Here is a 25703-nt window from a genome sequence, read left to right as displayed (position 1 = left end):
TGATGACATTTTCTCAATTGTATCGTTTGGCTAGACCACGCACATTAACAGCTGCCTTTAGCCCCGTTATTCTAGGTGCTACCTTTGCTAGCACGATGCATCCTCAGGCACAAAGTACAGCTTTAAGTTTATTTTATACACTATTAATTTTAATCTGTGTCATGAGTGCTCAAATAGCGGCTAATATTTGGAATGAATATTTTGATTTCAAGTCGGGCCTTGATTTAAATCAAGTTGCTGGTAATAGTGGTACCATCGTCCGCGAAGGTATTTCTCCTACGCAAGTCAAACAATTAGGCTATATATTTACCATTACACCTCTTGTATTAGGTATTTTACTTGCCTCACAAGTCTCTTGGTGGCTCATTCCTGCCGGCACTGTTTGTATTCTCATTAGCCTATTTTATTCTGGTGGACCTAAACCTATCTCTCGCACACCATATGGTGAATTAGCCTCCGGCATTGCCATGGGATTTGCCATCGTTTACATTACCGCCTATACCTGGACAGGTACTCTATTTTGGGACTTTTTAATTCCAGCTATTCCCTCTACTATTTTAATTGGTAATATTATGATGACCAATAATTTGCGTGATTTCAGCAATGATAAAGCTCATGGCCGTCGCACTTTAGTTATCTTATTGGGTAAAGATCAAGGCATTCGTCTATTGCGGGGGTTATTTGTTTTCTGTGTACTTTGGTTATTACTTTGGGCTTTATTAGGAAAACTTCCCTATGCTACCTTATTAGGTGCACTAGCGCTAATTCCAGCTTTTAAAAGCTCTGTTATTCTAGCCCGCTACGCTGATGTAGTAAAAATGAACGAAGCTATGAAATTTACCTCAATAAGTGTTACGATATATCATGTATTAGTGAGCTTGGGGTTATTAATAGGATAACCCTATATACTAAAAACTAATAACGCGGTTTGAAGATACTGATTACTCTTCAAACCGCGTTATTAATTTTATCCTATAACATTAATCTTTCCTATATAGGACATACCTCTTAAAACTACTATAACTATATTTAATTGAATATACCAAACGCTTACACCAAACCAATTAAATGGTAAGTATACCTGGCTTAATCTCAGGATCATGATTCGCAATGATAGCTCGACATTCTTCTTTTTTACTCATATGGATTAACCATTGTAATGAATAAATAGCATCTTGACTCTTGTTTCTTTATACTGGAAAGTTTCTAAATTAACGCCCTTCCATTCATGTGCTAAGCACCGTATTTTATCACGACTAGCCGCATTATATTCTAAATCACTCACCATAATACGCTTGGCATCTTTAACTAAACGGTGCTCCACTCTACAGCACCTTCTGTATACTTATCCTTGCGTATCAAATCCGATAACTTACGTTCTTGCAAAATATTCTCCGCTTGTAAAAACGTATTACGAATCTTAGTTTCACTCTGTACTACATAAGCTTCATCGCTAAATAAATGTCTTGCTATCTCCGAGTGATATGTACTAATATCATCTGTTTCAACCGCTTTATATACATCATATAAAGTTATGGTTTCAATATTGCGACTTAATTGAAAGCCACCATCTTTACTAGCATTCGAACTAATTAAACCGGCAACAACAAGTTTTCTTAACACTTTCTTTAAATAAGAGTCTGAAACTCCTAACCGCTGACTAAAAACAATACTTTTAATAGGACGATGTTCTTTTTGTAACGCTAACATCAACAATACAAAGGTTGCTTGTTCTAAACTTTTACTTATTTTCAAATAAATCTCCTCTATATAAAAAGACAATTAACATCTATAGATATAGTATATCCATAGACATTAATTGTCAATGAAATTAATCGATTTTTTTAAATATATTACTTATTCGTCCCAATCTTTTTCCTGATTAGCCATAGAGAAACCCTCTTGGTTATTCATTGAATACCCATCAGTCCGCTCATAATCGATAGTCATATCATATTCTTTAACAGTTTGTGCTAACCGTTTGACTAAGCCCCATGGTGTCTCCACTGACAATTTTGCCTCTTCCCCCACAAGAACCCACAAAATTTTATACTGTTTAGGATTTACTTTTAAATGCTTTTCCCCTTTACCATCCGTAAAGTAAATCAACAAATCGGCTTGAAGTTCATTAGCATACGCCACCACTGGCGTAAATAAGGTACTCCCACGAGCTGTTACCCGTGGCTCCACATCTTGGATCTTTTTAACTGTATAGGTACGACGAATCACACTATCACATTCTACAACGGTAATTTCAAAATCATAGCTTTTTGTAATTTCCAATACTTCAAGCATCGCTTGCCGAAAGGCTCCATCGGTGATACTACCGCTACAATCAAGCGCCACTACAATTTTAGCACGCCGTTTCCGTAAAGTACCACGTAACTCTAATCGTTCTGGTTGTCGGCGACTACGTCGTGTCGTCGTTTTACGATGACCATATGCCACCGAACCAATAAGACGTTTCAAATAAACAGACCAAGGCAAACTCGCCTTATGTTGTTTCATTTCACTAAGTAAACCAGACAAATAGCCAGGAAGTTCACCTTTTGCCGATGTATCTACCATTTTTTCAGTCAATTGCTCCTGCGAATCGCCATCTACTTGATCAGATTCTGCCCAAATATCATGGCTTTTAGCCGCATCAAACGATTCTGCCACATCCGTTGGACTCATAGGCACATCACTCAAACCATCTTCTACTTCAGTAGCCCCATCCGTTTCACGCGCCATATCTATATGAGCTTGAATTTCATCCACATAATATTCCAAAGGTTTAAAAGCGACTACATGAGTACCAAAATTTTTATTTAACCACTTCACATCAATGGCGCCTGGTGGCAAAGGTTCAATATAATTATTCACCACAATATCCATGGCTAAATTAATCGCTAATGGCGTATACCGCTCATAGAGTCGTTTTGCCCGAATCAAATGTAACGAAATAACATGCAAAATCTCATGTTTAATAGAACTTACCATCTGGGCTGGCGTCATATCTAAAAATATGAGCGGATTAAAATACATAATATAGCGACTACCTTTAAAATTTATTCCTGTGCCACTCGTCATAGTAAAACGAATTTCCTGCCCCACTTGTAAAAAGAAATAGCCATAAAATGGATCATTTTCAACTAATCGTAAATTTAATTTAGAAACGAATTGTAAAAAACGTCGCTTAAAATCTTCACTCGCTTCTAAATCTACCATACCTACTGCTAAATCTCGTTTACCTGCAGCAAGAGCTGCCGCTTCGGTAATTGCATAACCAATAGAATTGGTATACGCATTATCTTTGATTTCTTGGGCCCGTTGTAAGGCTTCGCGCTCTTGTTGCCAAGCTGTTACAATTTGTTTAGCTTCCGCCAATAATTGTACGCGCTTCAACTCTAAAGGATCCTTAGACGTGGGCGTCATATGAACTACCGAATCACGACGAGTAACAATATCAATTTCGCTATTAATAGACATTATAAACTCCGCTGTAAGTCAAAAAACGTATTGACAAAATCATCACTTTTAATAGCCTCTGTATAAAAACGAGGGAAATTATTGCGAATATCTTTCATCACGGCCATCTGTAAATCTTCTGGATAGTGTTTCATAAAGTCCATAAAACGACGCATTAACCCTTGAGCCGTTGTGTCATCCACAAATAATTGATGAGCTCTTAATTCCATATGACGCATCAAATTTTTAGCCGTCAAATATAAACGTGTATGACTTTCTGTCTGTAAACGTGTCACTACGGCCTCTGCTAAGGCATCACCACTAAATACATCATCAAACGTAATTAATGGCTCATGTTCAGCCGCTACAAAACTGACAAATTCCTGAGCAATCACTTTCCCCACATTACCGCGGATGACATTGAAAAATACATCCTTCCCTACGGCTTCTGGATTTTCTTTATACATTTTATATAAAGCAGATACACGCTCATAACTACGTGGTGTTGCATAAATATCATCTTCGTTCATTTTATGTAAATACTCAGGATAAGTACTAATAAATTCCATGACCATCGGCTCTAATTCAACATCAGCAGCCCAATCGAGCCATTGCATATAATCGGGCTCCATCTGAAGCCAAACAAAACGGTTTTGTTGAGCCACGTCCATTTCAACAGTCTGGTAATCATAGCTATTAGTAGGGTTCATAGCCGCTACAATATGTACATCCTTACCAAGGGTAAACCCATTAATCTCACGATTCAAAATTAAATTCATTAACTCTTGTTGTACCGCATGTTCACAACGATTAATTTCATCAATAAACAACAATACAGTCCGACCTGCTGCCAATTCATCAGCAATTTTCTTCAATTTATAATGAATCGCATATACTGTCACTTTTTCTGTTGCCGTGGTTCCATCTTCCATTTGGCGTGCAAAACTATCTACCGTTGGTAGCCCACCAATTTCCCCTTCTTTCAATAAATTACCATCAATAGTCACCAGAGCCCAATCCTTTTGTAATGCTAATTTATGAGCTAAAGAGGTTTTACCAATCCCTGTTTCACCAATTAACAATGGCACCTGCCCGGCTGCCAATACTAACTCTACACTTTTCATTGTTTCAACAAAATTCATATATTTAATCCTTCTTACTCTATTCTAAAACTTCAATAATTCATCCACTGCTACACGCCGTGCTTTCTGAGTCCCATATTGATCAATAAGCCCCACTACATCCGCTTCAAATCCTTTATTATGTTTACCAATATAGGTACAATTTAGCAAATCACGTACATATTGTTCACTCGTATTTTCATCCGCTAAAACAACTTTTAAGGTTTCTTCTAAATATGTTGGCGGAATCATGTAGCCAGCTGGCAAATATTTAGTAATCAAACTACTAATTTTGATAAAATGAAGTGCTTGGTCCACTGTCACTTCACCTAATAAACGAACAGCTTGCGGATCTAATGTAACGGCTAAATCAATAGCGCTATCCGTTGGCTCTTTAATATAACTTAATGCTTGATAATTCTGCTTCACTGCAGCTAATTGCACCACTTCCGAGGGCTTGGCAATAAATTTTATCGCATCATAATTAGATTCAACCGCCAATAATTGCAACTCTTCACTCGGATTTTTTAAATATTGAATGGCCCAACCTGATTGTGCTAATGCTATTCGAATTAAACCTTCATCAGGAGTATCGATAAGCTCTAAATTATTCCATCCCTTTGAAACTACTAATTCTAGTAATTCACGTGATGGATTTTTAATATATTGAATTGCTCTTGGTGCATTCGTCATGGCAATATCTACCATTTCAGGCGTAGGGTCTTTAATATATTGCAGCACCATGCCATTTTTGCGAAGAGCTGTCAATTTCATTTCTTCCGTAGGATTTTCTATTTGTGCAATTGCATAGGGATTGATACTCACAATCCGCAAATTTTTTTCGTTATCCATATGACTTCCTTACTGACAATCACTATATTACTAATTACATCTCTGACCATATACTAAAAATAACTATACAGTCACCGCTCTTTTACACTTTAATTGCATTCTATTATATTGAATAAATTCGTTTCTATATATATGATACCATTTCTCAATAGTTTTGTCGCTAAAAAGATATAAAATAACATGTCTTTACATTACTAACGCACTCTATTCGACATTCAATACGGTTTGAAAATCATGTTGTAATATTTCACGGGCCTTTTGTAAAATGTCTGTTTCCGCTTTCAACCAATTCACCTTATTGTTTAACACAACCTGGCTTTGCTGTAACATATATTCCATTTCCACCATTTGAGGGCCCCCCTTAACCGCGCGGTGTTGTACAATTTCAATAGGATTTAACGCCTCTTTAAATCGTGCTTCACTCATGGGGAAAATGGCTGGTAACCCTATATCATTCACCGTCTCAACAATGGATGTATAAATTCGAATCACTGCTTCGTAAGGAAACTCCAAAGGTTTTATCTGATGCATCCTAGCATAACTTACAATATCTGAAGCTACATGATGTCCAATACGAAAAGGGATATTATACTCTCTCATTAAAATATCTGCCACCTCTTGCGACGCGGTCCAATCTAAATTTAGTTCTTCTAAAGCACGCGTTTCATTCACTTGCAACATCTGTAAACAATGGCTAAACAGAGTAACTACTAACTGAGCTGATTGCACCAAGTCAACTAAATCAATACCTCGCGCATCAGCCATGCCTGGTGGCACATTATGTGCTCTCATTACAGCCGTATATCCCTCTCCTAATAAAGTCGTTGCTTTCGTGCGCGTTGCATTTAATAAGCCAGGATTTCGTTTCTGTGGCATAGCACTTGATATATACGTATTCCCTAGACCTTCTTGTAATACAATCCAAGGTCTAGGTTGCGCATATTGCTGCATCACATCGGCAATAAAATTGCCTACATGAATCGCTATACTATTAGTTATGGAAGCCAAATCTACAGCATATTCTAACGTATATACCTGTGTGGCATCATAACAATTATAGGCTAATGTTCTGAACCCCAAATACTGCGCCATAGCCTCTCGGTCCAAAGGCCAGCCCGTTCCGTTAAGCACCATAGCCCCCATAGGACTACGATTAATTCGCCCATACACGGCCTGCAGACAGTCTAAGTCTCGTGAAAAACCTTCAAAAAAAGCATGTAAATAATGACCATATGACGTTGGCTGTGCAGCAACACCATTTGTATAAGCTGGCACGATAGTTGCTTTATGCTTTATGGCTAATTCTAAAAGAATACCATTAAGTGCCAACAACGCTTTACCTAAATCTAATAAAGCAGTTCTTAGCATAGCCATATTAGCTGTCGTCAACATATCTTGACTAGAGCGCCCTATATGAATACGACTCACCTCAGAACCAGATTCCCTCACCCACAAGACCTCAAAATCTACAACATTTTGAGGTCTTGTGTCTATGCGTTGCCCTTTAGCTAATACCTGCTGTAACCCTTTGGCAAGCTCCTTAGCTAAACGCCTATCTAATAAACCTTGATTAGAATTAATTACTAACGAAGCCTTATTAATCTCACCTATCCAAAAGAATACATCCTCCGTATCAGTATCTATTGCCTGCACCATAGGCTCTCGTGATGAATTATAAGGATTAAATGTCCACTGAGTCTTTATCGTATTATTAACAGAATCCTCTTTCATAAGCCCTCCTAAAATGATTCTACCTTAATAACTATTATGAACTATGCATTTGTATATCTATATATCTTTTTTAACCATAACACGCTTTTAAGTATTTGTCATAAAAAAACATAAAAGAGCGCCACCTGTCAAAAGACAGGTGGCGCTCTTTTATATCTACGGACTAGCGAGGATGTCCGCTGCAGTCAGCCCTTACTTGGTAGCTGCTGCAAAATGTTTATTTACTTGATCCCAATTAACTAAGTTCCAGAATGCAGTTACATAATCAGGACGTGCATTCTTATACTTCAAATAATATGCATGTTCCCACACATCAAGGCCTAACACAGGTGTTTTACCTTCACTAAGTGGTGAATCCTGATTTGGTGTAGACACAACTTCTAATTTGCCATGATTCACTACAAGCCAAGCCCAACCAGAACCAAAACGGCCCGTTGCGGCTTTACCAAATTCAGTTTTAAAGTTTTCAAAACTACCAAAAGCTTCATCAATAGCCGTTGCAATAGCACCTGTTGGATTACCACCAGCATTAGGTGCCAAAATGTTCCAGAAGAACGTGTGATTAGCATGGCCACCACCATTATTGCGCACCGCTGTGCGAATATCCTCTGGCACCGCGTTTAAGTCTGCAATCAACGCTTCCACGTCTTTTTCACCCAATTCTGGATGTTTTTCAATAGCCGCATTTAAGTTTACAACATACGTGTTGTGATGTTTATCATGATGAAAATGCATTGTTTCTGCATCAATATGTGGTTCTAAAGCTTCATAAGCATATGGTAATTCTGGTAATGTGTATGCCATAAAAATACCTCCTTGCCCCTATCGGGGTAATCATAAATTAGGACTCTATCAATATGTCCTATACGTAAACTAAAAAATATTTCAATCAAATTTCAAAAACTAAATTTATATTTTTCAATCTTTCGATATAATAATGATAACACTTTTCATTTATTTTGTCTATAACTAGTTTTAAAATTATCATTTTTTTGACATAAAATACCACAAGCCGTCAAATATATATTCATAAATACATCATGTAAAAACATATTTAATAGCATATCATAAACATCAGAAAGATAGTATAAATGCTGATTATAATCCATTCAGACATATTCCATCAGCTCCTTTCAGCCATAAATCACTAATCATATTTTTATAATCATGAATTTTTAACAAACTTCATTAATCTTATCATTTTTCTTCATCTTTTATTTTACGCATAGCACTAATCGAAAAATAATATCATTATAAATATTGAATTAACCTATAAGACAGTATACACTTAAAGTATCTTATCATTCTTTATTTCCTTAATGGAGGTGCAACAATGCAACATACTGCATGGAAAGGCTTCATTACAGGTGTATGGGATAAAGCCATTGATGTGCGTGACTTTATCCAACGTAACTATAACCCCTATGTAGGGGACGACTCATTCTTAGTTGGTCCAACTGAACGGACACAACAACTGTGGCAAGAAGTATTACGTCTTTATGAAGAAGAAAAAACAAAGGGTGGCGTACTCGATGCCGATACTGACGTAGCTACGTCGGTATCTTCCCATGGTCCAGGCTATATTATAAAAGACCTAGAGCAAATCGTAGGTCTTCAAACAGATAAGCCGTTGAAACGGGCTATGTTCCCATATGGTGGTCTGCGCACTGCCAAAATGGCGCTAAAAGAATATGGTTTCAATATGGATCCACAATTGGAAGATTTTTTCCAAAAACATCGTAAAACTCACAATGATGGCGTATTCGATGTCTACACGCCTGAAATGCGTGCAGCCCGTTCTGCTCACATCATTACAGGATTACCCGATGCTTACAGCCGTGGCCGTATTATTGGCGACTATCGCCGAATTGCCTTATACGGGATTGACCGTTTAATTGAAGAAAAAGAAAAAGACTTTTCCATCACTATGGGCGACATGACAGCTACATTAATTCGCGATCGGGAAGAAATTCGTGACCAAATTCGTTCACTCAAAGAGTTAAAAGCAATGGCTGCTTCGTACGGCTTTGATATTAGCCAACCAGCAAAAGACACGAAAGAAGCCATTCAATGGCTATACTTCGGCTATTTAGGGGCCATCAAAGAACAAAATGGGGCAGCCATGTCAATCGGTCGTAACACCGTATTCTTAGATATTTACGCTGAACGAGATTTACAAGATGGTCGTTATACCGAAGAAGAAATTCAGGAAATGGTCGATCATTTCATTATGAAACTGCGCATGGTTCGATTTGCCCGTATCATTGAATATAATAATCTTTTCACAGGTGATCCAGTATGGACTACCGAATCCATCGGCGGTATGGGCTCCGATGGGCGTCCATTAGTTTCCAAAATGGCCTTCCGTTATCTCCATACATTAACTAACTTAGGCCCTGCACCAGAACCAAACTTAACCGTCCTCTGGTCCCCTCGTTTACCAGATGGTTTCAAACGTTTCTGTGCTAAACTGTCCATTGAAACATCCTCCATTCAATATGAAAATGATGAATTAATGCGCCCTAACAGTGGGGATGATTATGCGATTGCTTGTTGTGTTTCACCAATGCGCATTGGTAAGGAAATGCAATTCTTTGGGGCTCGTTGTAACCTTGCCAAATGTTTACTCTATGCTATTAATGGCGGAGTAGATGAAAAACTAAAGAAACAAGTAGGCCCTAAGTATAAACCTATCACATCAGAATATCTCGATTTTGATGAAGTGATGGAACGATTTGACGACATGATGGAATGGCTGGCTGGCGTATATGTAAACGCCCTCAATATCATCCATTACATGCATGATAAATACGCTTATGAAAAACTGGAAATGGCACTTCATGACCGTAAAGTAACTCGTTGGTTTGCCACAGGTATTGCTGGACTGTCTGTAGTAGCCGATTCCTTATCAGCTATTAAACATGCTAAAGTAAAACCAATTCGTGATGAAAATGGCATTGCTGTTGATTTTGAAATCACGGGAGACTTTCCGAAATACGGCAATGACGATGATCGTGTTGACGACTTAGCCGCTACCGTCGTATCAGCCTTTATGAATAAAATTCGTAAACATCCGACCTACCGAGAAAGTATTCCAACCATGTCCTTGTTAACGATTACATCTAATGTTGTATATGGCAATGCCACTGGTAGTACACCGGATGGACGTAAACAAGGTATGCCATTTGCCCCCGGGGCTAATCCAATGCATGGCCGTGATTCTCATGGTGCGGTTTCTTCGATGGCCTCTGTCGCTAAAATGCCTTGGCGTGATTGCAGTGATGGCATTTCCAACACATTCTCTATTATTCCTGATGCCTTAGGTAAAAATGGAGACACTATGATCCGCATGAGCGACCTCGATATGGATTTAGATCTCGACTCTATTTTACAAAGCGATATACCTACAAGCTTACCAGTAAACCATGAAAACTTAGCTTGCCGTGAACCTAACGTTCCCATCTCTAACAAGGAGGACAAATAATATGAGCAACCAACAACAAATCGACAATTTAGTAGAATTATTAGATGGTTATTCTGAAAAAGGCGGCCATCATCTTAATGTTAATGTATTTGACCGTGAAATGCTTCGTGATGCGCAGCAGCACCCTGAAAAATATCCACAACTCACAGTTCGTGTATCTGGGTATGCCGTGCACTTCAATAAACTAACAAAACAACAGCAGGATGAAGTCATTTCTCGTACCTTCCACGAACAAATGTAAGCCATCTCCGTCTCTGTAATATATAGCAAATAGGCTCCCCAACATGAGGAGCCTATTGTCTTATTATCGCATGATAAGCTAACTGCCTTATTGACTCATAGCAAACTGACTAACTTATCGCTTTATATTAAACTATTTTTTGTATTATTTAGAAAGGTCTATTATGGTTGGGCGAATTCACTCACTAGAAACTATGGGCACAGTTGACGGTCCTGGCGTGCGCATGGTTCTATTTTTACAGGGCTGCCCTATGCGCTGTGCATATTGTCATAATCCTGATACTTGGGATCCGCAGCAAGGTACAAATATAACTATCGACGAAGTTTGGGCTCAATTTGAGCGAAACCAAAGTTTTTACAAACATGGTGGCCTTACCGTTACAGGTGGTGAAGCCTTAATGCAGTTGCCTTTTGTCATTGAACTCTTCAAATATTTTAAAGACCGTGGCATTCATACTTGCTTAGACACAAGTGGCATCTACTTTGATGAAAATCGCCATGAAATCTATGAAGCACTGATGGCTGTTACAGACCTTGTCATTTTAGATATAAAAGAAATCGACGATACAAAACACATCGCTCTTACCGGGCAAAGTAATCAACAAATTTTAAAATTTGCCCGCTTCATCGACAACTACAATATCCCTATTTGGATTCGCCATGTAGTCGTTCCTACCATTACTGATAACGCAGATCGCTGGTACCGACTTGGCTTTTTTATAGGTCGTTTAAAAAATCTAGAAACCATTGACTGTTTACCTTATCATGTAATGGGTAAAAGCAAATATGAAGAGATGGGAATAACCTATCCACTCAAATGTGTTCCCCCAGCTACTAAAGCATTAGCCAGTAAAGCGTCTGCCGTCGTAGCCGAAGGCATTAAAGCTTATCGTCGTCATTGGTGGAGCCCCTTAAATTACAGTAGCACCGAGAAAGTAATATAATAAAGCTTATAAACCAAGGTCTTTTAATAATTGCCCTACATGTTCTTTAGCTTTGACACCACGATAAACATGTGTAAGAACACCTGCCTCATCAATAACAAAGGTAGAACGCTCTATACCACTAGATACTTTCCCGTAAAGCTTTTTCTCTTTCATCACACCATACGCATGGCAAAGAACTTCCTCCGTATCAGCAAGTAGATTAAATTGTAAATCATATTTAGCTTTAAAATTAACATGACGTTTCACTGTATCACGGCTAACACCAAGTACTATATAACCGGCTTTCTTCAGCATTTCATACGCCTCATTAAATTGTTGTGCTTCTACAGAACAGCCGGGTGTATTATCTTTGGGATAAAAATATAAAATAACCTTTTGCCCTGTTAACTCCTTTAAACTAACAATTTCATTCGCATCATTCACAATAGAAAAGTCAGGCGCTTTATCCCCTACTTTTAGTTCTGCCATATATATCACTCCTTAGATTGAGAATAACTACTATTATTATACTACGATTCAAAATAGCTTACTACTAAGAATATAATACCAACGAATACAAAAGGCTGTAACTCAAATGTGCCTACACACATTTCATTACAGCCTCCTTCTTTATTTTTTTACTACTACTTAATGTGCAAAATAGTTAATAAACCACACGATACATGGTAATGCAAACAAGTCAATCAAGAACGCCCCACATAATGGCACGATAAGAAATGCTTTGGTTGATGGGCCATATTTTTCAGTAACGGCTTTCATATTCGCCATTGCATTTGGCGTAGCGCCAAGACCATGGCCAGCCATACCAGCACACATTATAACCGCATCGTAAGAACGGCCAAGCATAGGGAATACCAAGTATAAACAATAAAGAATCATAAAGAGCACTTGCGCCCCTAGTACAACGAGCATAGGAACTGCTAAGTCAACCAATTCCCATAATTTTAACGTCATTAAAGCCATAGAAAGAAAAACACCTAAACATACATCACCAATCAAACTAATCGTTGGTGTATGGAAATTAACAACTTTAAACTGATCATTCAAATTACGTAAAACAACAGCAAAGAACATAGCTCCTACATAACTTGGTAAAGCAATTCCTAAAGACCCTTTCATCCAAGTAGCTACCCAAAGGCCTACACTCATACAAACAGCAATAATACCACTATGAAGCAAGAAAGAATGTACCGATACTTCATGTACCACTTCACCACTTTCTTCCGCCTCTTCAATTTCTTCTATTGCGGTTGCTTCCGTTACAGTTGTCGAATCTGCATCTATTGATTTTTTCATCACTTTATCCAGTGCAGTGCCTTTTAATAGTTCTTCATTTTCCGTAGAGTGTAAATTATATTTGTTCAATAAGTATTTAGCAATCGGTCCACCTATTAAGCCTCCGGATACTAAGCCAAAAGTTGCCGCAGCCATAGCTACTGCAGTAGCTCCATATACACCCATGGCTTCAATTTCAGGACCAAACGCACCAGCTGCACCATGACCACCTTCCATAGATACAGCCCCCATAAGAACACCAAGTAGTGGATCAATGCCTAATACTTGTGCCAATGAAGTACCAATAACATTTTGCATTAACGACAATAACGCACAAAAGAACCAATAAAATAGTAATAATTTTCCACCTTTTTTTACTAATTTTAAACTAGCAATGAGACCAATCGTGGTAAAAAAAGCCAAACTAAAGGGGACTTGCAATAAAGTATCCATTTTTACAAGTAAAAGCCCTGTTTGCTGTAATATTAACATAAGAATAGAAAATAATAAGCCCCCTGCTACCGGTGCGGGTATACAAAATCGCCCCAAAATACTAATGCGATTTACCAATATCCGACCGAATAACAATAACAAAATTGCCAGTGCTAATGTGGCAATCATATCCAACTTGATTACCGGCACTCCTTGTTCCCATAAAAATGACATACCCTTGCCCTCCTTCACTACACTTATAGCCGTAAAAAAGCTAATGACTACCAGCAACTTTACGTCTAATACCTACAGCCATTCGCTGCTAATATCCCCAATATAGTCTATCTTCATCCAAAATACGTCTATTTTATAGATTAATAGTACCTAATAGTCTGTATCTTTAATGAGCAAAGTAATTAATAAACCATACTATACAAGGCACGGCAAATAAATCAACCAAAAACGCTCCACAAAGTGGTACAATCAAAAATGCTTTTGTCGATGGTCCATATTGTTCAGTAACGGCTTTCATATTCGCCATTGCATTCGGCGTTGCCCCAAGGCCATGACCAGCCATCCCCGCACACATAATAACTGCATCATACGATTTTCCCAATAAAGGAAATGCAATAAATATGTTATAAATAATCATAAATACAACCTGAGATCCTAGAATTAACAACATAGGTAATGCTAAATCTGCCAACTCCCAAAGTTTCAGCGTCATCAATGCCATTGATAAGAAAATGCCTAAACATACATCTCCTATAAGTCCGATTGTCGGTGTATGAAGTTTCACAAGTTTAAATTGATCATTCAAATTACGTAATAACACTGCAAAGAACATGCCCCCAACATAACTAGGCACAGCAATGCCAAAGGCCGTTTTAATCCAAGCAGCTAATTCAAGGCCAACAACCATGCATAACGCAACTAAAGAGCCATGAATAATAAAGACATGCGCCGCTACTTCGTAAGATACCTCTTCCCCTTCAGCCATCTCTTCTTTAGCTTCTACCGTGGTAGCTTCTTCAATTGTCGTAGCATCACCAGGCGACGTATTTCGTTCCAATACAGGCTTACCTTCAGCTTCTTTGTCATCTTCTAATTCCGTAGAATGTAAATTATATTTTTTTATTAAATATCGTGAAATCGGCCCACCAATTAAGCCCCCTGAAACAAGGCCAAAGGTAGCAGCCGCCATGGCTACAGCAGTGGCACCATAAACACCCATAGCTTCTACTTCTGGCCCAAAGGCCGCCGCATTCCCGTGGCCCCCTTCCATAGAAACAGCCCCCATCAATACGCCTAATAGAGGATCAAGGCCCAACACCTCCGACCAAGATACGCCGATAACATTTTGCATAAATGATAAAAAAGCACACAGGCCCCAATAAAATAATAGCAATTTGCCACCTTTTTTTACTAATCGCAAACTAGCAATTAAACCAATAGTGGCAAAAAAGGCTAACATAAACGGCGTCTGTAATAACGTATCCATTTTGATTAACAAGATCCCCGTTTGTTGTAACACTAACATTAAAATAGAAAATAATAACCCCCCAGCTACAGGCGCAGGAATACAAAATCGACTAAGTACGGTAATCCGATTTACTAAAAATCGTCCGAATAATAATAACATCATCGCCAGTGCCAACGTAGCTACCATATCTAACTGAATCACTGGCACACCTTGTTCCCATGTAAATGACATACAATGGCCTCCTAACATTCAAATACATAATACTCATTATACCTGACAAACATACTTAACATTACTTCTATACATAACATTATTTTTCCTGCTTCATAAAATCAGATTTTTTAAATATAGAATATAGAATCCACAGGTTTTATGTTTCTTTTATGAAAACTGTACAAAACTCGCCATACTACGTTATAATCATGGTAAACTAACAGTTAATTCTGTTACGATGTTACATTTCATCTCTATTAAAGAGTATTATATGCTGAGGAGGTTTTTGTATGAAATTTTTATCATCCACTGTAACCACAGGTATTTCCTTTGGTTCTGCCTTGGCCATGGTCATTAGTTATGCCAATTGGCATTCAATTCCTTGGGCTATTATCCACGGTATTTTTGGCTGGCTCTACGTCATCTACTATGCAATTTTCAAATAATAGCAATCAGTCACTGAATCATAATAAACCAAAAGGACTATCTAGTAACCATTACTCGGTTACCAGATAGTCCTTTTGGTTTATTATTCAACTTCCTTAGGCTGACGTGCTGTTAACATTAATGCCATCTTACCGGTCCCTTTGCCATCAGGGCTACCATGCGTATATCCCACCACATCAAAATATTCAGCACAAGCATCTGCAATGGCTTCATACTCCGGATTTTTACTTTTAGTACAGGTCGAAATATGAACGATATCCACACCCTTCTTTCGTAGCGTGGCCAGTTTTTTAGCTAAATCGCCCCCAGAATGAGTAAAGCCAACTAACTCTAACTCTTCGCCTTCATAGCGCGCAAAAGAATCTCGTTTCCCCATAAAAGCACCTAAACAACCACCACAAGAACAACGTTGCATAGTATCCTCATTAACTAAAATTGCTATTTTTTTCATTCTATATCCTCTAACTATCAATATATCCAATACAAGAACCCTTATAAAATACGCTGGATTCTATATTTTGCCATAAAAGCGACACAACTCCACAAAACTATATTCTATAATTCATGTTACTCATCATAAAAATGATGTAAACTCATTGATATTATTCAAGAATAAGCGTACAATAAAAATATGTAAATCGTTCGTATTAAAATTATATAGGAGGTTTATCATGGCGTACACAACATTTCGGATTCCTAATACCATTATTCACGGCAATGATGCGCTCTGCCACTTAGCTACGTTAGAAGGCAAACGAGCCACTATCGTGACCGGTGGCCATTCCATGCATCGCTTTGGTTTTCTTGATGAAACCAAGAAACAACTTGAAAAAGCAGGTATGGAAGTACAAATTATTGATGGCGTAGAACCAGATCCATCTATTAAAACCTGTGTTGAAGGTGGTGCCAAAATGGCTGAATTTAAGCCAGATTGGATTGTAGCCCTCGGTGGCGGTTCCCCTATGGATGCCGCTAAAATTATGTGGGTCTACTACGAATATCCAGGCTATGATTTCATGGAACTTGTAAAATTTAATTTTCCTAAACTTCGTACCAAAGCCAAACTAATCTGTATTCCATCCACAAGTGGTACAGCCTCTGAAATTACAGCATTTAGTGTTATTACAGATACCGACAATAATATTAAATATCCACTAGTATGCCCAGATATGGTACCAGATATTGCTTTATTGGATAATCGTATTCCAGCTAAAATGCCACCACTGATTACAGCGCAAACTGGGATGGATGTTATGACCCATGCCGTAGAAGCCTATGTATCAACAGCGGCTGATGATTATACGGATCCACTAGCCCTTCATGCCATTCAACTTATTTTCGAATATTTAGAAACAGCCTATAAAGAACCTGATAATATGCTAGCCCGTGAAAAAATCCACAATGCCTCCACTATGGCTGGGATGGCTTTTACCAATGCCTCCCTTGGCATCGTTCACAGTATGGCCCACAAAATTGGTGGTGAATTCCATCTAACTCACGGTGAAGCCAATGCGATTTTATTGCCATATATTATCCAATACAATAAAAAGGCAACATCTAAATACGCTAAACTCGAGGGCATTTTAGGTATTGATAACTTGGAAGAAGCCATCTGGAATTTAAACCAACGATTAGGCTTAACTCGCACAATTCAAGAAGGGCAGAACACAGCAATTTCAGAAGCTGATTTTCAAGCTGTTATTGATCGCATGAGCCCTCGCGCCCTTGAGGATGCTTGTACCTTAACAAATCCACGTAAACCAACAACAGAAGATATTAAAAAAATCTACGAAGCAGCTTATTATGGTAAACCTGTAGATTTCTAATCCATTATATACTAATTAAATAGCAAACGCGGTTTGAGCCCCTCGGTTCAAACCGCGTTTTTCGTATGGATTTTAATAAACCGTCTACTACGATCCCCATCATATACAAACTGATTTAATCGCCACAAAAAATATATATTGGCACTACCTATAGTACCTGCCATAGCTTATTGACCCACTTTTTGTACAATATAATCCATGAATGTTTTCATGGTATCCCACTTAGAGTTATTATTTCGATAGACGAAACAAACTTGTAAGTTTAAAGGTTTAGCTAAAGCATTAAAGCCTTCTGTAATGCCTAACGTATCCAATAAATGACGAGAAATTAAAGCCCCCGCATCATTGCGCTGACAATAATCAATCATAGCATATGGATTAGATAGTCGTACTAATTGAGGCAAGGATTGACGACCTTCTTCGGAGAAATAAGATTTCAATCGATGACTCATAAAATATTTAGGTGGATACATTACCATTGTATAATCTAACAATTCTTCACAAGTTAATAACTTGTCTCCAGGAATCTCACGTCTTGGCGCATAATAAACGACTGAGTCTTCACGAATAGCAATGCTTTCATAGCTACTCATATCTTTATTATTTGGCAAATAGCAAGTTCCAATATCAATACGGTTTTCACGTAAGTCTAATAACATTTCTTCTTCTTCCATATCATAAATGGAAATAGAAAAATTCGGATTAGCTTGTTGAAAATAAGATACATAAGCATTCATCCGTACGTCACCAATGCTCCGTAAAATCCCAACATTTAACATAGGACGTTCCAATTTGTTTGCTAAACGAATACTATGAATAGCTCGCTCTAGCGTTTCAATGATATGCTCCGCTTCTGGTAAGAACTTTTCACCTTCTGCCGTTAGTCGACTACCACGGGTGGAACGAGCGATTAACTTCACTCCCACTAAGCGTTCCAATTTTTTCATCTGCGCACTAAAAGCAGATTGTGTAATGTTGGCAGCTTGAGCTGCTAGGGTAAAATTGCCCATCTTGCTATACGTGATAAAACTTTGTAACTCTTGCAGAGTAGGTAGTTCATCCATTCGTATCATCTCCTTTTTACGCAATACATAATCATACGTTCAAAAAAATACTAAAAAATACCCTCATTGAGCATTGAAGGTATTCCTCATTGTTTACTTTAGTATATCATGTATTCATTAATTAAGAAAAGAGATAGAACCAACTTTTTTGCATTTTTTATCAATTTATCACACTAAAAGATACTGTCTACGACTGACTTTATCAAAAGTCTTTTGTCAATCAACAATTATACTATACTAAAATAATATGAATATTATTTTAATTTGTATTTATATATAATTAAAATAAACTATTTAGTAATATTTACTAATAATTTTTTATTTCAAAAACCTTACTAAAACTCAAATATTTTTCATAATATGCAATATATTAGCATATAAATTCAACTTTTTATGCCTCATGACACCTATAGAATATAATGCACAGGATTTCCCTCTTTACAACGATTCAAGATTTGCCACTTAACACTATTATAATAATTATTCTAGTACTTGTTACACAATGACAATTAAGATACTACGCTTCATTACGAAGGCGCCAACTACTGCGATTTGTTACATCTAAAACGGTAGATAAAAATTGACAATCAGCCCTCATCTATGCTATGATTATCGAGTACCTTTATTAGGTATATATTTTTATATTTTTATTTTAAATCATGAGGTGATAATCACATGGCAACGAGAAGAGAAGCACGCTTTAAGTTATGTCGTCGCTTCGGTGTGAACGTTTTCGGTCACTCCAAAGCTTTAAAGCGCGTAAAAAAAGACCAACGTCAGAAAAAAATGTCTGAATATGGCACACAATTATTAGAAAAACAAAAAGTTAAAGCATACTACAACTTGCTAGAACGCCAGTTCGTACGCTATTATGATAAAGCGAAAAAAATGCAAGGTGTTACCGGCGAAAACATGTTAATCTTGTTAGAATGCCGTCTTGACAACCTTGTATATCGCATCGGTTTTGGTAACTCCATCCGTCAATCCCGTCAGATGGTTAACCATGGTCACGTACTTGTTAACGGTCGTCGCGTAGACATTCCTTCTTACCAGTGCAAACCTGGTGATGTAATCGAACTTCGCGAAGCATCCCGTGACAACGAAATGTTCAAATCTAACTTCCAGGAACTTCGTTCTTTCGAACTTCCTTATATTACTAAAGAATTAGAAGCTTTCAAAGGTACTTTGACTCGTCTTCCTGAACGTTCTGAACTTCCTATCGAAGTTAATGAAACGCTCATCGTCGAATTGTACAGCAAATAATAGCTTACTATTTCAAGCCTCCCTGTTGGGAGGCTATTTTATTATCAACAATCTTACCTCTTTTCACCTATAAGAAACGGCTAGAAGTATCTATCACTTGTACTCCTAGCCGTTTTATATCTATAATTAACTATTTTACGATTCTATAATTGACTGTTACGACTCCATTATTTTACTTCTACAATGGAATAGCTTCGCGTACCAAGCCCTAATTGTTCAGCTCTCACTAAGGCGGCTTCCCAATCAGTGTCAGGTGCAATAGTATGGAAATGATCCCAACTCTTTTCTATTTTTTCATCTAACAGACTGCCTGGCATTGGTGGTTGTGCATTCACTTTATCAACGCAAGCTTGATCTAGTGCTACTAAATCATAGGATGCCATAATCCCCACATCAGGTACGATTGGCATATCATTTTCACCATGACAATCACAATATGGTGATACGTCCATTACAAAACTAATATGGAAGCGCGACCGGTTGCGTACGATAGCCGCCGTATATTCTGCCATTTTTTCACTTAATACAGTATTGGCTTCATCCCACATAGGTGAAATCGCATCTACAGGGCATACGCCAACACAGCGACCACAACCGACACATTTTTCTTCTGTAATAAAAGATTTTCCATCGGTCACATGAACCGCATCATGCGCACAATATTGTTCACATTTATGACAACCTACACAAATATCTTGTTGTACATAGGGTTTACCCGCACTATGTTGTTCCATTTTACCAGCCCGTGAGCCACCGCCCATGCCAATATTTTTAATGACACCCCCAAAACCAGCCGCTTCATGACCTTTAAAATGTGTTAAGGAAATGATAATATCCGCATCCATAAGTGCCCGACCAATTTTAGCTTCTTTTACATGCTTCCCATCAGGTACTGGTACCAACACTTCATCAAGACCTTTAAGTCCATCAGCAATGACTACATGAGCCCCTGTATTGTAAGGGTTAAACCCGTTCTGATAGGCCGATTCTAAATGATCAAGTGCATTCTTACGCCCGCCAACATATAAAGTATTACAATCTGTCAAGAATGGCTTACCGCCCCACTCTTTAATAAGTTTAACGATACGCGCTACATATTGTGGCCGAATAAAGGCTAAATTACCTGGCTCGCCAAAATGTAATTTAATGGCTACATACTTATTATTAAAATCAATTTTATCCATCCCTGCACGACGCACTAAGCGTTCCAATTTATCAAGTAAACTTTCCCCTACACGAGTTCGTAACGATGTGTAAAATACCTCTGACATACCTATGTCACTCCTTTACTATGGTATAAAGAAATCGTAGCCTCTTCAGGCTCTATTAAGTCTACTTATATTATATCAAATATACCTTTAAATGAGAACGAAAGAACACGAATATATATCGGCGAATACATAGCTTATATGACAATAGGACCTAGATAAAATCCGTGCTTACGCAACTAGATTTACCTAGGTCCTATTATCATTTTGTTACACCTAGCGCTACGATCAACTTACCGATATGCTACACGCTCTGGTTGCATATCATGGAAATGTAAGCGCTCTTTTGCTACATTCTCCCATTCTGTACCAGGTTTACCATAATTAGCATATGGATCAATCGCTAAACCACCACGTGGTGTAAATTTACCCCATACTTCAATATATTTAGGACTCATCAACGCTATTAAATCTTTCATAATAATATTGACACAGTCTTCATGAAAATCACCATGGTTACGGAAGCTAAATAAATATAATTTCAGGGATTTACTTTCTACCAACCGCTCATCTGGTACATAGGAAATATAAATTGTCGCAAAGTCCGGCTGTCCTGTCATAGGACAAAGACTGGTAAATTCTGGACAGTTAAATTTTACAAAATAATCATTATTAGGGTGTTTATTAGGAAATGACTCTAAGACCTCTGGTGCATAGTCCGTTGGGTATTTTGTCGTTTGCCCTAAACCATGTACCCCTTGTAATTCTTCACTTGTTCTACCGCTTGCCATAGGACGGCACCTCCCCTTGTAAATCTATTTCAGAATCAACAGCCACAGGTGCTGTTCCCATAATCATATGACTAAAACGTGATAATCCATTCACAATAAAAAAGCTCACTACTGCAGAAATTCCTTGGCCTACTAATAGTGAAGAAACTAATACTCCATAAGGTACGCCTAACATAGGTGATAGCCACAAAGGAACCACTAGACTTGGAACTAGCGTAATAAATGGAATTACAATCCAATTGCCTAGGCCCATGCGTTTCCCTAAAACAATTCCACTTGTAGTAACTAAACCTACAATACAGCCACCAATAGCATCAATAGGACCTAAGCCACCCATAATTAAATTACTAATTAAATTTCCAAATCCAAAAGCCAAAATAGAAAATGGAAATAAGGCTGCTAAGCCATACAAAGCAGTGGCAATTCGAACTTGATATTGACCAAATGCAAAACCTTGCGTGACCATCATAATCACAATATACAAGGCTAGACACAAACCTGAAATAGTCAGCTTTTTTGTTGTACTCAAAGTATTCATTTTTAAAATCTCCTTAGTTTTATTTAAAGACAGGATGGTTACGAACTGTCTTACTACATACATGCTAACAGGCGATACCTACGCATCGCCTGTTAGTTCTGTAACATCTACGGTTTATTATACCATAAACTGTTACCGTATGTAATTGACTTTATATAGAAAAAGTTAAATTTATAAAATTTATTAGCTTTTTCTACGTTAAGAATCTAAATCTATTATTTAAATTCGTCACATAAGCCTTGGAACATAGTAGCATCTGGTTTTACTACATCATGTACAAGAGCGCGCGCATGTGGACCACCATTAGCATCAGCTAATGCTTTTTCAAAGCATGGTTTAGTCGTATCTTCATAGATTAAACCAGTCAATAAACCTTGGTAATCACCCAATGTTTTTAATGCTTCTGCACGATTAGAAGGATCATACCCTTCAATCTTAGACAAAGATGTTAAGTTTTCTTTAAAGTAATCATAACCGTTACGTTTATTATACGTTACGCATGGGCTGAATACATTAATGAAAGAGAAACCTTCATGTTGCATACCTTGTTTAATTAATTCTACCAGTTCAGCACGGTTAATCATATACCCTTGAGCTACAAAAGTAGCGCCAGCAGCAATCGCTGTTTCACAAATTGGTAATGGAGATTCAAAGGAACCATGTGGCGAAGTTTTTGTTACAAAGCCAATATCAGAACGAGGGGATGTTTGCCCTTTCGTTAAGCCATATACATGGTTATCCATTACAACATAGGTAATATTAACATTACGTTTGAATGCATGAATCGTATGGCCCATGCCGATAGCGAACGCATCACCGTCACCACCACAAACAACAACTTCCAAATCTTGGTTAGCTAATTTTACACCTTGTGCATAAGGTAAGGCACGACCGTGAGTCGTATGCGCACCATATGCATAGAAATAGCCACCAATACGGCTAGAACAACCGATACCAGAAATAACTGCTAGTTTTTCAGGAGAAATATCTAGCTGAGTTACCGCATCAGTAATGGCCGCTTGTACCCCATAGTGACCACAACCTGGGCACCAGTTAGGGCGAATATCATTTCTATAATCAGTCACTTGAGCCATCTTATAAAACCTCCTTAATTGCTTTTTTTACATAGGTTGCTGTGAATGGATTCCCATCATATTTTAAGCAACTATGGAGCTTACATTTATTAGGCATATTAATACGGAATAAGTCAGCTAATTGTGCGGTTGCATTTTGTTCACAAATCACAACTTTTTTAGCTTTTTCATAGAAAGGCATAAGTTGTTCTTTAGGGAATGGTTTAATTAGACGAAGTTGTAAGTGGTTAACTTTAACACCTTCAGCTTCTAATTCAGCAGCAGCTTCTTCAATAGCACCACGACTCGATGCAATACCGATTACCAATACATCACATTCATCATGTTTTGCATTGTTAAGGAATGGTTCATATACATCAGCTACTGTGCTTAATTTACGAAGACGTTTATCAGTCTGGCTAACGTGCATAGTAGGTGCTTCCGCTGGTTTACCTTCTTCATTATGTTCAAGACCAGTCGATAAGAATAAACCATTTTTCATACCAGGAATTGTACGAGGTGAAATACCATCTTCAGTCAATTCAAAACGTTTGAAGTAATGTGGACGTTCTAATTCTGGTAAATCTTCTTCCTTCATCATTTTACCGCGTTCAATTGGTACACGGTTCAAGTCAAAGGATGGAACCGATTGTTTATTCAAACCTTGTTGTAAGTCAGGCATGAAAATAACTGGACACTGATACATTTCAGCTAAGTTGAATGCTTTCTGAATTTCATAGAAACATTCTTCGATGCTGGTTGGTGAAATAACAATATTAGCATAGTCACCATGAGCATTGTGACAAGCTGCATTAATATCTGAAGTTTCTACTTTAGTCGCCATACCTGTGGATGGACCAGAACGTTGTACGTCAATAACTAACATTGGCAATTCAGCCATAGAAGCCATAGACAAGGATTCTGCCATAAGACTTAAGCCAGGGCCAGATGTACAAGTGAAACCACGTACGCCAGCATATACACCACCCATAGCCGTCATACAAGCTGCAATTTCATCTTCTGTCTGAACAACAGTAGCACCAATTTTATCCATTTTCTTAATCATGTATTCCATAACTTCAGAAGCTGGTGTAATTGGATAGGATGCCATGAAACGAGAGCCAGCAGCAATCGCCCCTAAGGCCAAGGCTTCATTACCTAACAAGAACATCTGATCTTTAGGTTCAGGTACTGGTAGCGTATCTACGTCCCCTTCACCACGTTTTTCAACGATAAGGGTATAACCATCTTCAAATGCATTTAAGTTTTTGTCAATTACATCTTGCGATTTTTTAGCAAACCGTTCTGCAATGGCTTTCTTAAATGGGGTTTTATCAAATCCTAAGAGAGCAACTGACATCCCTAATGCTACGATATTACGCATTAACAAGGAGCCTTGTTTCATAGCAGTTTCAGTAATCGGTACTGCTAAGCAAGTAACTGGTGCCCCTTCAAATTTAGAGAAGTCAGGGTTTACTTTGCTATCGCAAATAATGTAACCACCATTACGAACTTCATTGCCGTGCATATCAACCGTTTCTTGATCTAATGCTACCAAGAAGTCAACGGATTCACCAACCGTCATAATTTGTTCTAACGCAATGCGCAATGCAAAGGTTGTATGTCCGCCTTTAATACGAGACGCAAATAAACGTTGGCTGTATAAAGAGTACCCCTCTTTAGCTAAGATTGTGGCCATAATTTCGCCGCAGCTTTCGATACCTTCGCCCTGCTGGCCACCCATTTTCCAGATAAAATCTTTACGTTTTTGCAAAAGATTCACCCTCCTTAGGATTAAACATTACATGGTATAGTGGATCTGTAAAATCTTTCAACTACTTTACATTTTAACATTTTTATACAAAATCAGCAAACCTCTTACACGAATCTCGTAACCTCATTATGACTAGCTTGCAAGGCTATTACTAGCTTATACGAGACTGATATTCTATAGTGTATAAAATATATCTACTTCTATTCAAGGATTATATTATTACATGAACTAAGAATATTTATTCTTCCAATTAGTCATTTCATAAATACAACTTCCTAACAAATGTCTTACTCCATTAGAACTATAAAAGGCGTACCTATAGTCATGGTTCCCATTGAGACCCCTGAAAATAGATACGCCTACCCTTTTATAAAGTAACTAAATAAGTCCACGTATAACTTATATTTTATTAATTTTAAACCTATATAAGGAAACAATAAGAAAGAAATAAAGCCCATATATAGTCAATTTGATTTACCATATACAGTAAT

General features: G+C 37.8%; 24 protein-coding genes. 7 read left to right on the top strand and 17 right to left on the bottom strand.

Features of this window, described 5'->3' with window-relative positions; all coding sequences use genetic code 11:
• The first annotated feature begins 2 nt into the window (after window positions 1–2).
• Complete coding sequence (locus tag DYE54_RS08675; RefSeq protein WP_115310848.1) at window positions 3–899, top strand: prenyltransferase; 897 nt, start codon at window positions 3–5, stop codon at window positions 897–899.
• 248 nt (window positions 900–1147) lie between these two features.
• On the opposite strand, the gene DYE54_RS10175 is transcribed toward DYE54_RS08675, so the two are convergent.
• The 7 genes from DYE54_RS10175 to DYE54_RS08645 all read right to left on the bottom strand — a co-directional run bounded on the left by DYE54_RS10175 (window position 1148) and on the right by DYE54_RS08645 (window position 7958).
• On the bottom strand, window positions 1148–1324 hold the full coding sequence (locus DYE54_RS10175) for a hypothetical protein (protein WP_172460584.1): 177 nt from the start codon (window positions 1322–1324) through the stop codon (window positions 1148–1150).
• Complete coding sequence (locus tag DYE54_RS08670; RefSeq protein ID WP_115310847.1) at window positions 1309–1755, bottom strand: Rrf2 family transcriptional regulator; 447 nt, start codon at window positions 1753–1755, stop codon at window positions 1309–1311. The genes DYE54_RS10175 and DYE54_RS08670 overlap by 16 nt, the downstream gene beginning before the upstream one ends.
• Before the next feature lie 102 nt (window positions 1756–1857).
• Window positions 1858–3471, bottom strand: a complete 1614-nt coding sequence (locus DYE54_RS08665; protein WP_115310846.1) for a vWA domain-containing protein — start codon at window positions 3469–3471, stop codon at window positions 1858–1860.
• The gene (locus DYE54_RS08660; RefSeq protein WP_115310845.1) at window positions 3471–4592 is read right to left on the bottom strand and encodes an AAA family ATPase; all 1122 of its coding nucleotides are present in this window, start codon (window positions 4590–4592) and stop codon (window positions 3471–3473) included. Before DYE54_RS08660 ends, DYE54_RS08665 begins: the two co-directional genes overlap by 1 nt.
• Before the next feature lie 24 nt (window positions 4593–4616).
• Window positions 4617–5423, bottom strand: a complete 807-nt coding sequence (locus DYE54_RS08655) for a hypothetical protein (RefSeq protein WP_115310844.1) — start codon at window positions 5421–5423, stop codon at window positions 4617–4619.
• A gap of 204 nt (window positions 5424–5627) precedes the next feature.
• Complete coding sequence (locus DYE54_RS08650) at window positions 5628–7154, bottom strand: lyase family protein (protein WP_115310843.1); 1527 nt, start codon at window positions 7152–7154, stop codon at window positions 5628–5630.
• 192 nt (window positions 7155–7346) lie between these two features.
• On the bottom strand, window positions 7347–7958 hold the full coding sequence (locus DYE54_RS08645; protein WP_115310842.1) for a superoxide dismutase: 612 nt from the start codon (window positions 7956–7958) through the stop codon (window positions 7347–7349).
• Window positions 7959–8487: 529 nt separating this feature from the next.
• Here DYE54_RS08645 and pflB point away from each other — a divergent pair.
• The 3 genes from pflB to pflA all read left to right on the top strand — a co-directional run bounded on the left by pflB (window position 8488) and on the right by pflA (window position 11822).
• The gene (gene pflB / locus DYE54_RS08640; protein WP_115310841.1) at window positions 8488–10638 is read left to right on the top strand and encodes a formate C-acetyltransferase; all 2151 of its coding nucleotides are present in this window, start codon (window positions 8488–8490) and stop codon (window positions 10636–10638) included.
• Between the two features lies 1 nt (window position 10639).
• Complete coding sequence (grcA3, locus tag DYE54_RS08635) at window positions 10640–10879, top strand: autonomous glycyl radical cofactor GrcA3 (RefSeq protein WP_115310840.1); 240 nt, start codon at window positions 10640–10642, stop codon at window positions 10877–10879.
• Between the two features lie 163 nt (window positions 10880–11042).
• Complete coding sequence (gene pflA / locus DYE54_RS08630) at window positions 11043–11822, top strand: pyruvate formate-lyase-activating protein (protein ID WP_115310839.1); 780 nt, start codon at window positions 11043–11045, stop codon at window positions 11820–11822.
• A 6-nt stretch (window positions 11823–11828) separates the two neighbouring features.
• Here pflA and bcp read toward each other — a convergent pair whose 3' ends face one another.
• The 3 genes from bcp to DYE54_RS08615 all read right to left on the bottom strand — a co-directional run bounded on the left by bcp (window position 11829) and on the right by DYE54_RS08615 (window position 15246).
• Window positions 11829–12293, bottom strand: coding sequence for a thioredoxin-dependent thiol peroxidase (gene bcp, locus DYE54_RS08625; RefSeq protein WP_115310838.1), 465 nt, complete (start codon window positions 12291–12293; stop codon window positions 11829–11831).
• Between the two features lie 159 nt (window positions 12294–12452).
• Window positions 12453–13766: a sodium/glutamate symporter gene (gene gltS / locus DYE54_RS08620; protein ID WP_115310837.1), complete on the bottom strand. Its 1314-nt coding sequence runs from the start codon at window positions 13764–13766 to the stop codon at window positions 12453–12455.
• Between the two features lie 166 nt (window positions 13767–13932).
• On the bottom strand, window positions 13933–15246 hold the full coding sequence (locus DYE54_RS08615; protein WP_115310836.1) for a sodium/glutamate symporter: 1314 nt from the start codon (window positions 15244–15246) through the stop codon (window positions 13933–13935).
• A gap of 272 nt (window positions 15247–15518) precedes the next feature.
• Here DYE54_RS08615 and DYE54_RS10170 point away from each other — a divergent pair, with 272 nt between their 5' ends.
• Window positions 15519–15674 (top strand): hypothetical protein, encoded by a 156-nt coding sequence (locus tag DYE54_RS10170; protein ID WP_172460583.1) that lies wholly within the window; start codon window positions 15519–15521, stop codon window positions 15672–15674.
• An 83-nt stretch (window positions 15675–15757) separates the two neighbouring features.
• On the opposite strand, the gene DYE54_RS08610 is transcribed toward DYE54_RS10170, so the two are convergent.
• Window positions 15758–16126 (bottom strand): CGGC domain-containing protein, encoded by a 369-nt coding sequence (locus DYE54_RS08610; RefSeq protein WP_115310835.1) that lies wholly within the window; start codon window positions 16124–16126, stop codon window positions 15758–15760.
• 220 nt (window positions 16127–16346) lie between these two features.
• On the opposite strand from DYE54_RS08610, the gene DYE54_RS08605 reads away from it, so the two are divergent.
• Window positions 16347–17501, top strand: coding sequence for an iron-containing alcohol dehydrogenase (locus DYE54_RS08605; RefSeq protein ID WP_115310834.1), 1155 nt, complete (start codon window positions 16347–16349; stop codon window positions 17499–17501).
• A 167-nt stretch (window positions 17502–17668) separates the two neighbouring features.
• Here the strand turns inward: DYE54_RS08605 and DYE54_RS08600 are convergent, their stop codons facing one another.
• A complete protein-coding gene (locus DYE54_RS08600; RefSeq protein WP_115310833.1) occupies window positions 17669–18565 on the bottom strand; it encodes a LysR family transcriptional regulator in 897 nt (298 codons plus the stop codon).
• Between the two features lie 675 nt (window positions 18566–19240).
• Between DYE54_RS08600 and rpsD the strand changes: the two genes are divergently transcribed.
• Window positions 19241–19828, top strand: coding sequence for a 30S ribosomal protein S4 (gene rpsD, locus DYE54_RS08595; protein ID WP_115310832.1), 588 nt, complete (start codon window positions 19241–19243; stop codon window positions 19826–19828).
• A 167-nt stretch (window positions 19829–19995) separates the two neighbouring features.
• Here rpsD and DYE54_RS08590 read toward each other — a convergent pair whose 3' ends face one another.
• The 5 genes from DYE54_RS08590 to DYE54_RS08570 all read right to left on the bottom strand — a co-directional run bounded on the left by DYE54_RS08590 (window position 19996) and on the right by DYE54_RS08570 (window position 25212).
• Complete coding sequence (locus tag DYE54_RS08590; protein WP_218564767.1) at window positions 19996–21099, bottom strand: DUF362 domain-containing protein; 1104 nt, start codon at window positions 21097–21099, stop codon at window positions 19996–19998.
• A 230-nt stretch (window positions 21100–21329) separates the two neighbouring features.
• On the bottom strand, window positions 21330–21827 hold the full coding sequence (gene queF, locus DYE54_RS08585) for a preQ(1) synthase (protein WP_115310830.1): 498 nt from the start codon (window positions 21825–21827) through the stop codon (window positions 21330–21332).
• Window positions 21814–22365 carry a QueT transporter family protein gene (locus DYE54_RS08580; protein WP_115310829.1) on the bottom strand — a complete coding sequence of 184 codons (552 nt, stop codon included), beginning with the start codon at window positions 22363–22365 and terminating at the stop codon, window positions 21814–21816. Before DYE54_RS08580 ends, queF begins: the two co-directional genes overlap by 14 nt.
• 215 nt (window positions 22366–22580) lie before the next feature.
• Entirely contained in the window at window positions 22581–23459 is an 879-nt protein-coding gene (locus tag DYE54_RS08575; RefSeq protein WP_115310828.1) for a 2-oxoacid:ferredoxin oxidoreductase subunit beta, read from the bottom strand.
• A gap of 1 nt (window position 23460) precedes the next feature.
• Window positions 23461–25212, bottom strand: a complete 1752-nt coding sequence (locus DYE54_RS08570) for a 2-oxoacid:acceptor oxidoreductase subunit alpha (RefSeq protein ID WP_115310827.1) — start codon at window positions 25210–25212, stop codon at window positions 23461–23463.
• Window positions 25213–25703 lie beyond the last annotated feature (491 nt).

The organism is Veillonella criceti (genome assembly GCF_900460315.1).
GTDB classification, from domain to species: Bacteria; Bacillota; Negativicutes; order Veillonellales; family Veillonellaceae; genus Veillonella_A; species Veillonella_A criceti.
This window is presented reverse-complemented; position numbering and strand designations above follow the sequence as displayed.

What these genes read in the sequence shown, in the direction of transcription:
- DYE54_RS08675 (WP_115310848.1), top strand. Translation starts at nt 3, where the DNA reads ATGACATTTTCTCAATTGTATCGTTTGGCTAGACCACGCACATTAACA.
- DYE54_RS08665 (WP_115310846.1), bottom strand. Translation starts at nt 3,471, where the DNA reads ATGTCTATTAATAGCGAAATTGATATTGTTACTCGTCGTGATTCGGTA.
- DYE54_RS08660 (WP_115310845.1), bottom strand. Translation starts at nt 4,592, where the DNA reads ATGAATTTTGTTGAAACAATGAAAAGTGTAGAGTTAGTATTGGCAGCC.
- DYE54_RS08655 (WP_115310844.1), bottom strand. Translation starts at nt 5,423, where the DNA reads ATGGATAACGAAAAAAATTTGCGGATTGTGAGTATCAATCCCTATGCA.
- DYE54_RS08650 (WP_115310843.1), bottom strand. Translation starts at nt 7,154, where the DNA reads ATGAAAGAGGATTCTGTTAATAATACGATAAAGACTCAGTGGACATTT.
- DYE54_RS08645 (WP_115310842.1), bottom strand. Translation starts at nt 7,958, where the DNA reads ATGGCATACACATTACCAGAATTACCATATGCTTATGAAGCTTTAGAA.
- pflB (WP_115310841.1), top strand. Translation starts at nt 8,488, where the DNA reads ATGCAACATACTGCATGGAAAGGCTTCATTACAGGTGTATGGGATAAA.
- grcA3 (WP_115310840.1), top strand. Translation starts at nt 10,640, where the DNA reads ATGAGCAACCAACAACAAATCGACAATTTAGTAGAATTATTAGATGGT.
- pflA (WP_115310839.1), top strand. Translation starts at nt 11,043, where the DNA reads ATGGTTGGGCGAATTCACTCACTAGAAACTATGGGCACAGTTGACGGT.
- bcp (WP_115310838.1), bottom strand. Translation starts at nt 12,293, where the DNA reads ATGGCAGAACTAAAAGTAGGGGATAAAGCGCCTGACTTTTCTATTGTG.
- gltS (WP_115310837.1), bottom strand. Translation starts at nt 13,766, where the DNA reads ATGTCATTTTTATGGGAACAAGGAGTGCCGGTAATCAAGTTGGATATG.
- DYE54_RS08615 (WP_115310836.1), bottom strand. Translation starts at nt 15,246, where the DNA reads ATGTCATTTACATGGGAACAAGGTGTGCCAGTGATTCAGTTAGATATG.
- DYE54_RS10170 (WP_172460583.1), top strand. Translation starts at nt 15,519, where the DNA reads ATGAAATTTTTATCATCCACTGTAACCACAGGTATTTCCTTTGGTTCT.
- DYE54_RS08610 (WP_115310835.1), bottom strand. Translation starts at nt 16,126, where the DNA reads ATGAAAAAAATAGCAATTTTAGTTAATGAGGATACTATGCAACGTTGT.
- DYE54_RS08605 (WP_115310834.1), top strand. Translation starts at nt 16,347, where the DNA reads ATGGCGTACACAACATTTCGGATTCCTAATACCATTATTCACGGCAAT.
- DYE54_RS08600 (WP_115310833.1), bottom strand. Translation starts at nt 18,565, where the DNA reads ATGGATGAACTACCTACTCTGCAAGAGTTACAAAGTTTTATCACGTAT.
- rpsD (WP_115310832.1), top strand. Translation starts at nt 19,241, where the DNA reads ATGGCAACGAGAAGAGAAGCACGCTTTAAGTTATGTCGTCGCTTCGGT.
- DYE54_RS08590 (WP_218564767.1), bottom strand. Translation starts at nt 21,099, where the DNA reads ATGTCAGAGGTATTTTACACATCGTTACGAACTCGTGTAGGGGAAAGT.
- queF (WP_115310830.1), bottom strand. Translation starts at nt 21,827, where the DNA reads ATGGCAAGCGGTAGAACAAGTGAAGAATTACAAGGGGTACATGGTTTA.
- DYE54_RS08580 (WP_115310829.1), bottom strand. Translation starts at nt 22,365, where the DNA reads ATGAATACTTTGAGTACAACAAAAAAGCTGACTATTTCAGGTTTGTGT.
- DYE54_RS08575 (WP_115310828.1), bottom strand. Translation starts at nt 23,459, where the DNA reads ATGGCTCAAGTGACTGATTATAGAAATGATATTCGCCCTAACTGGTGC.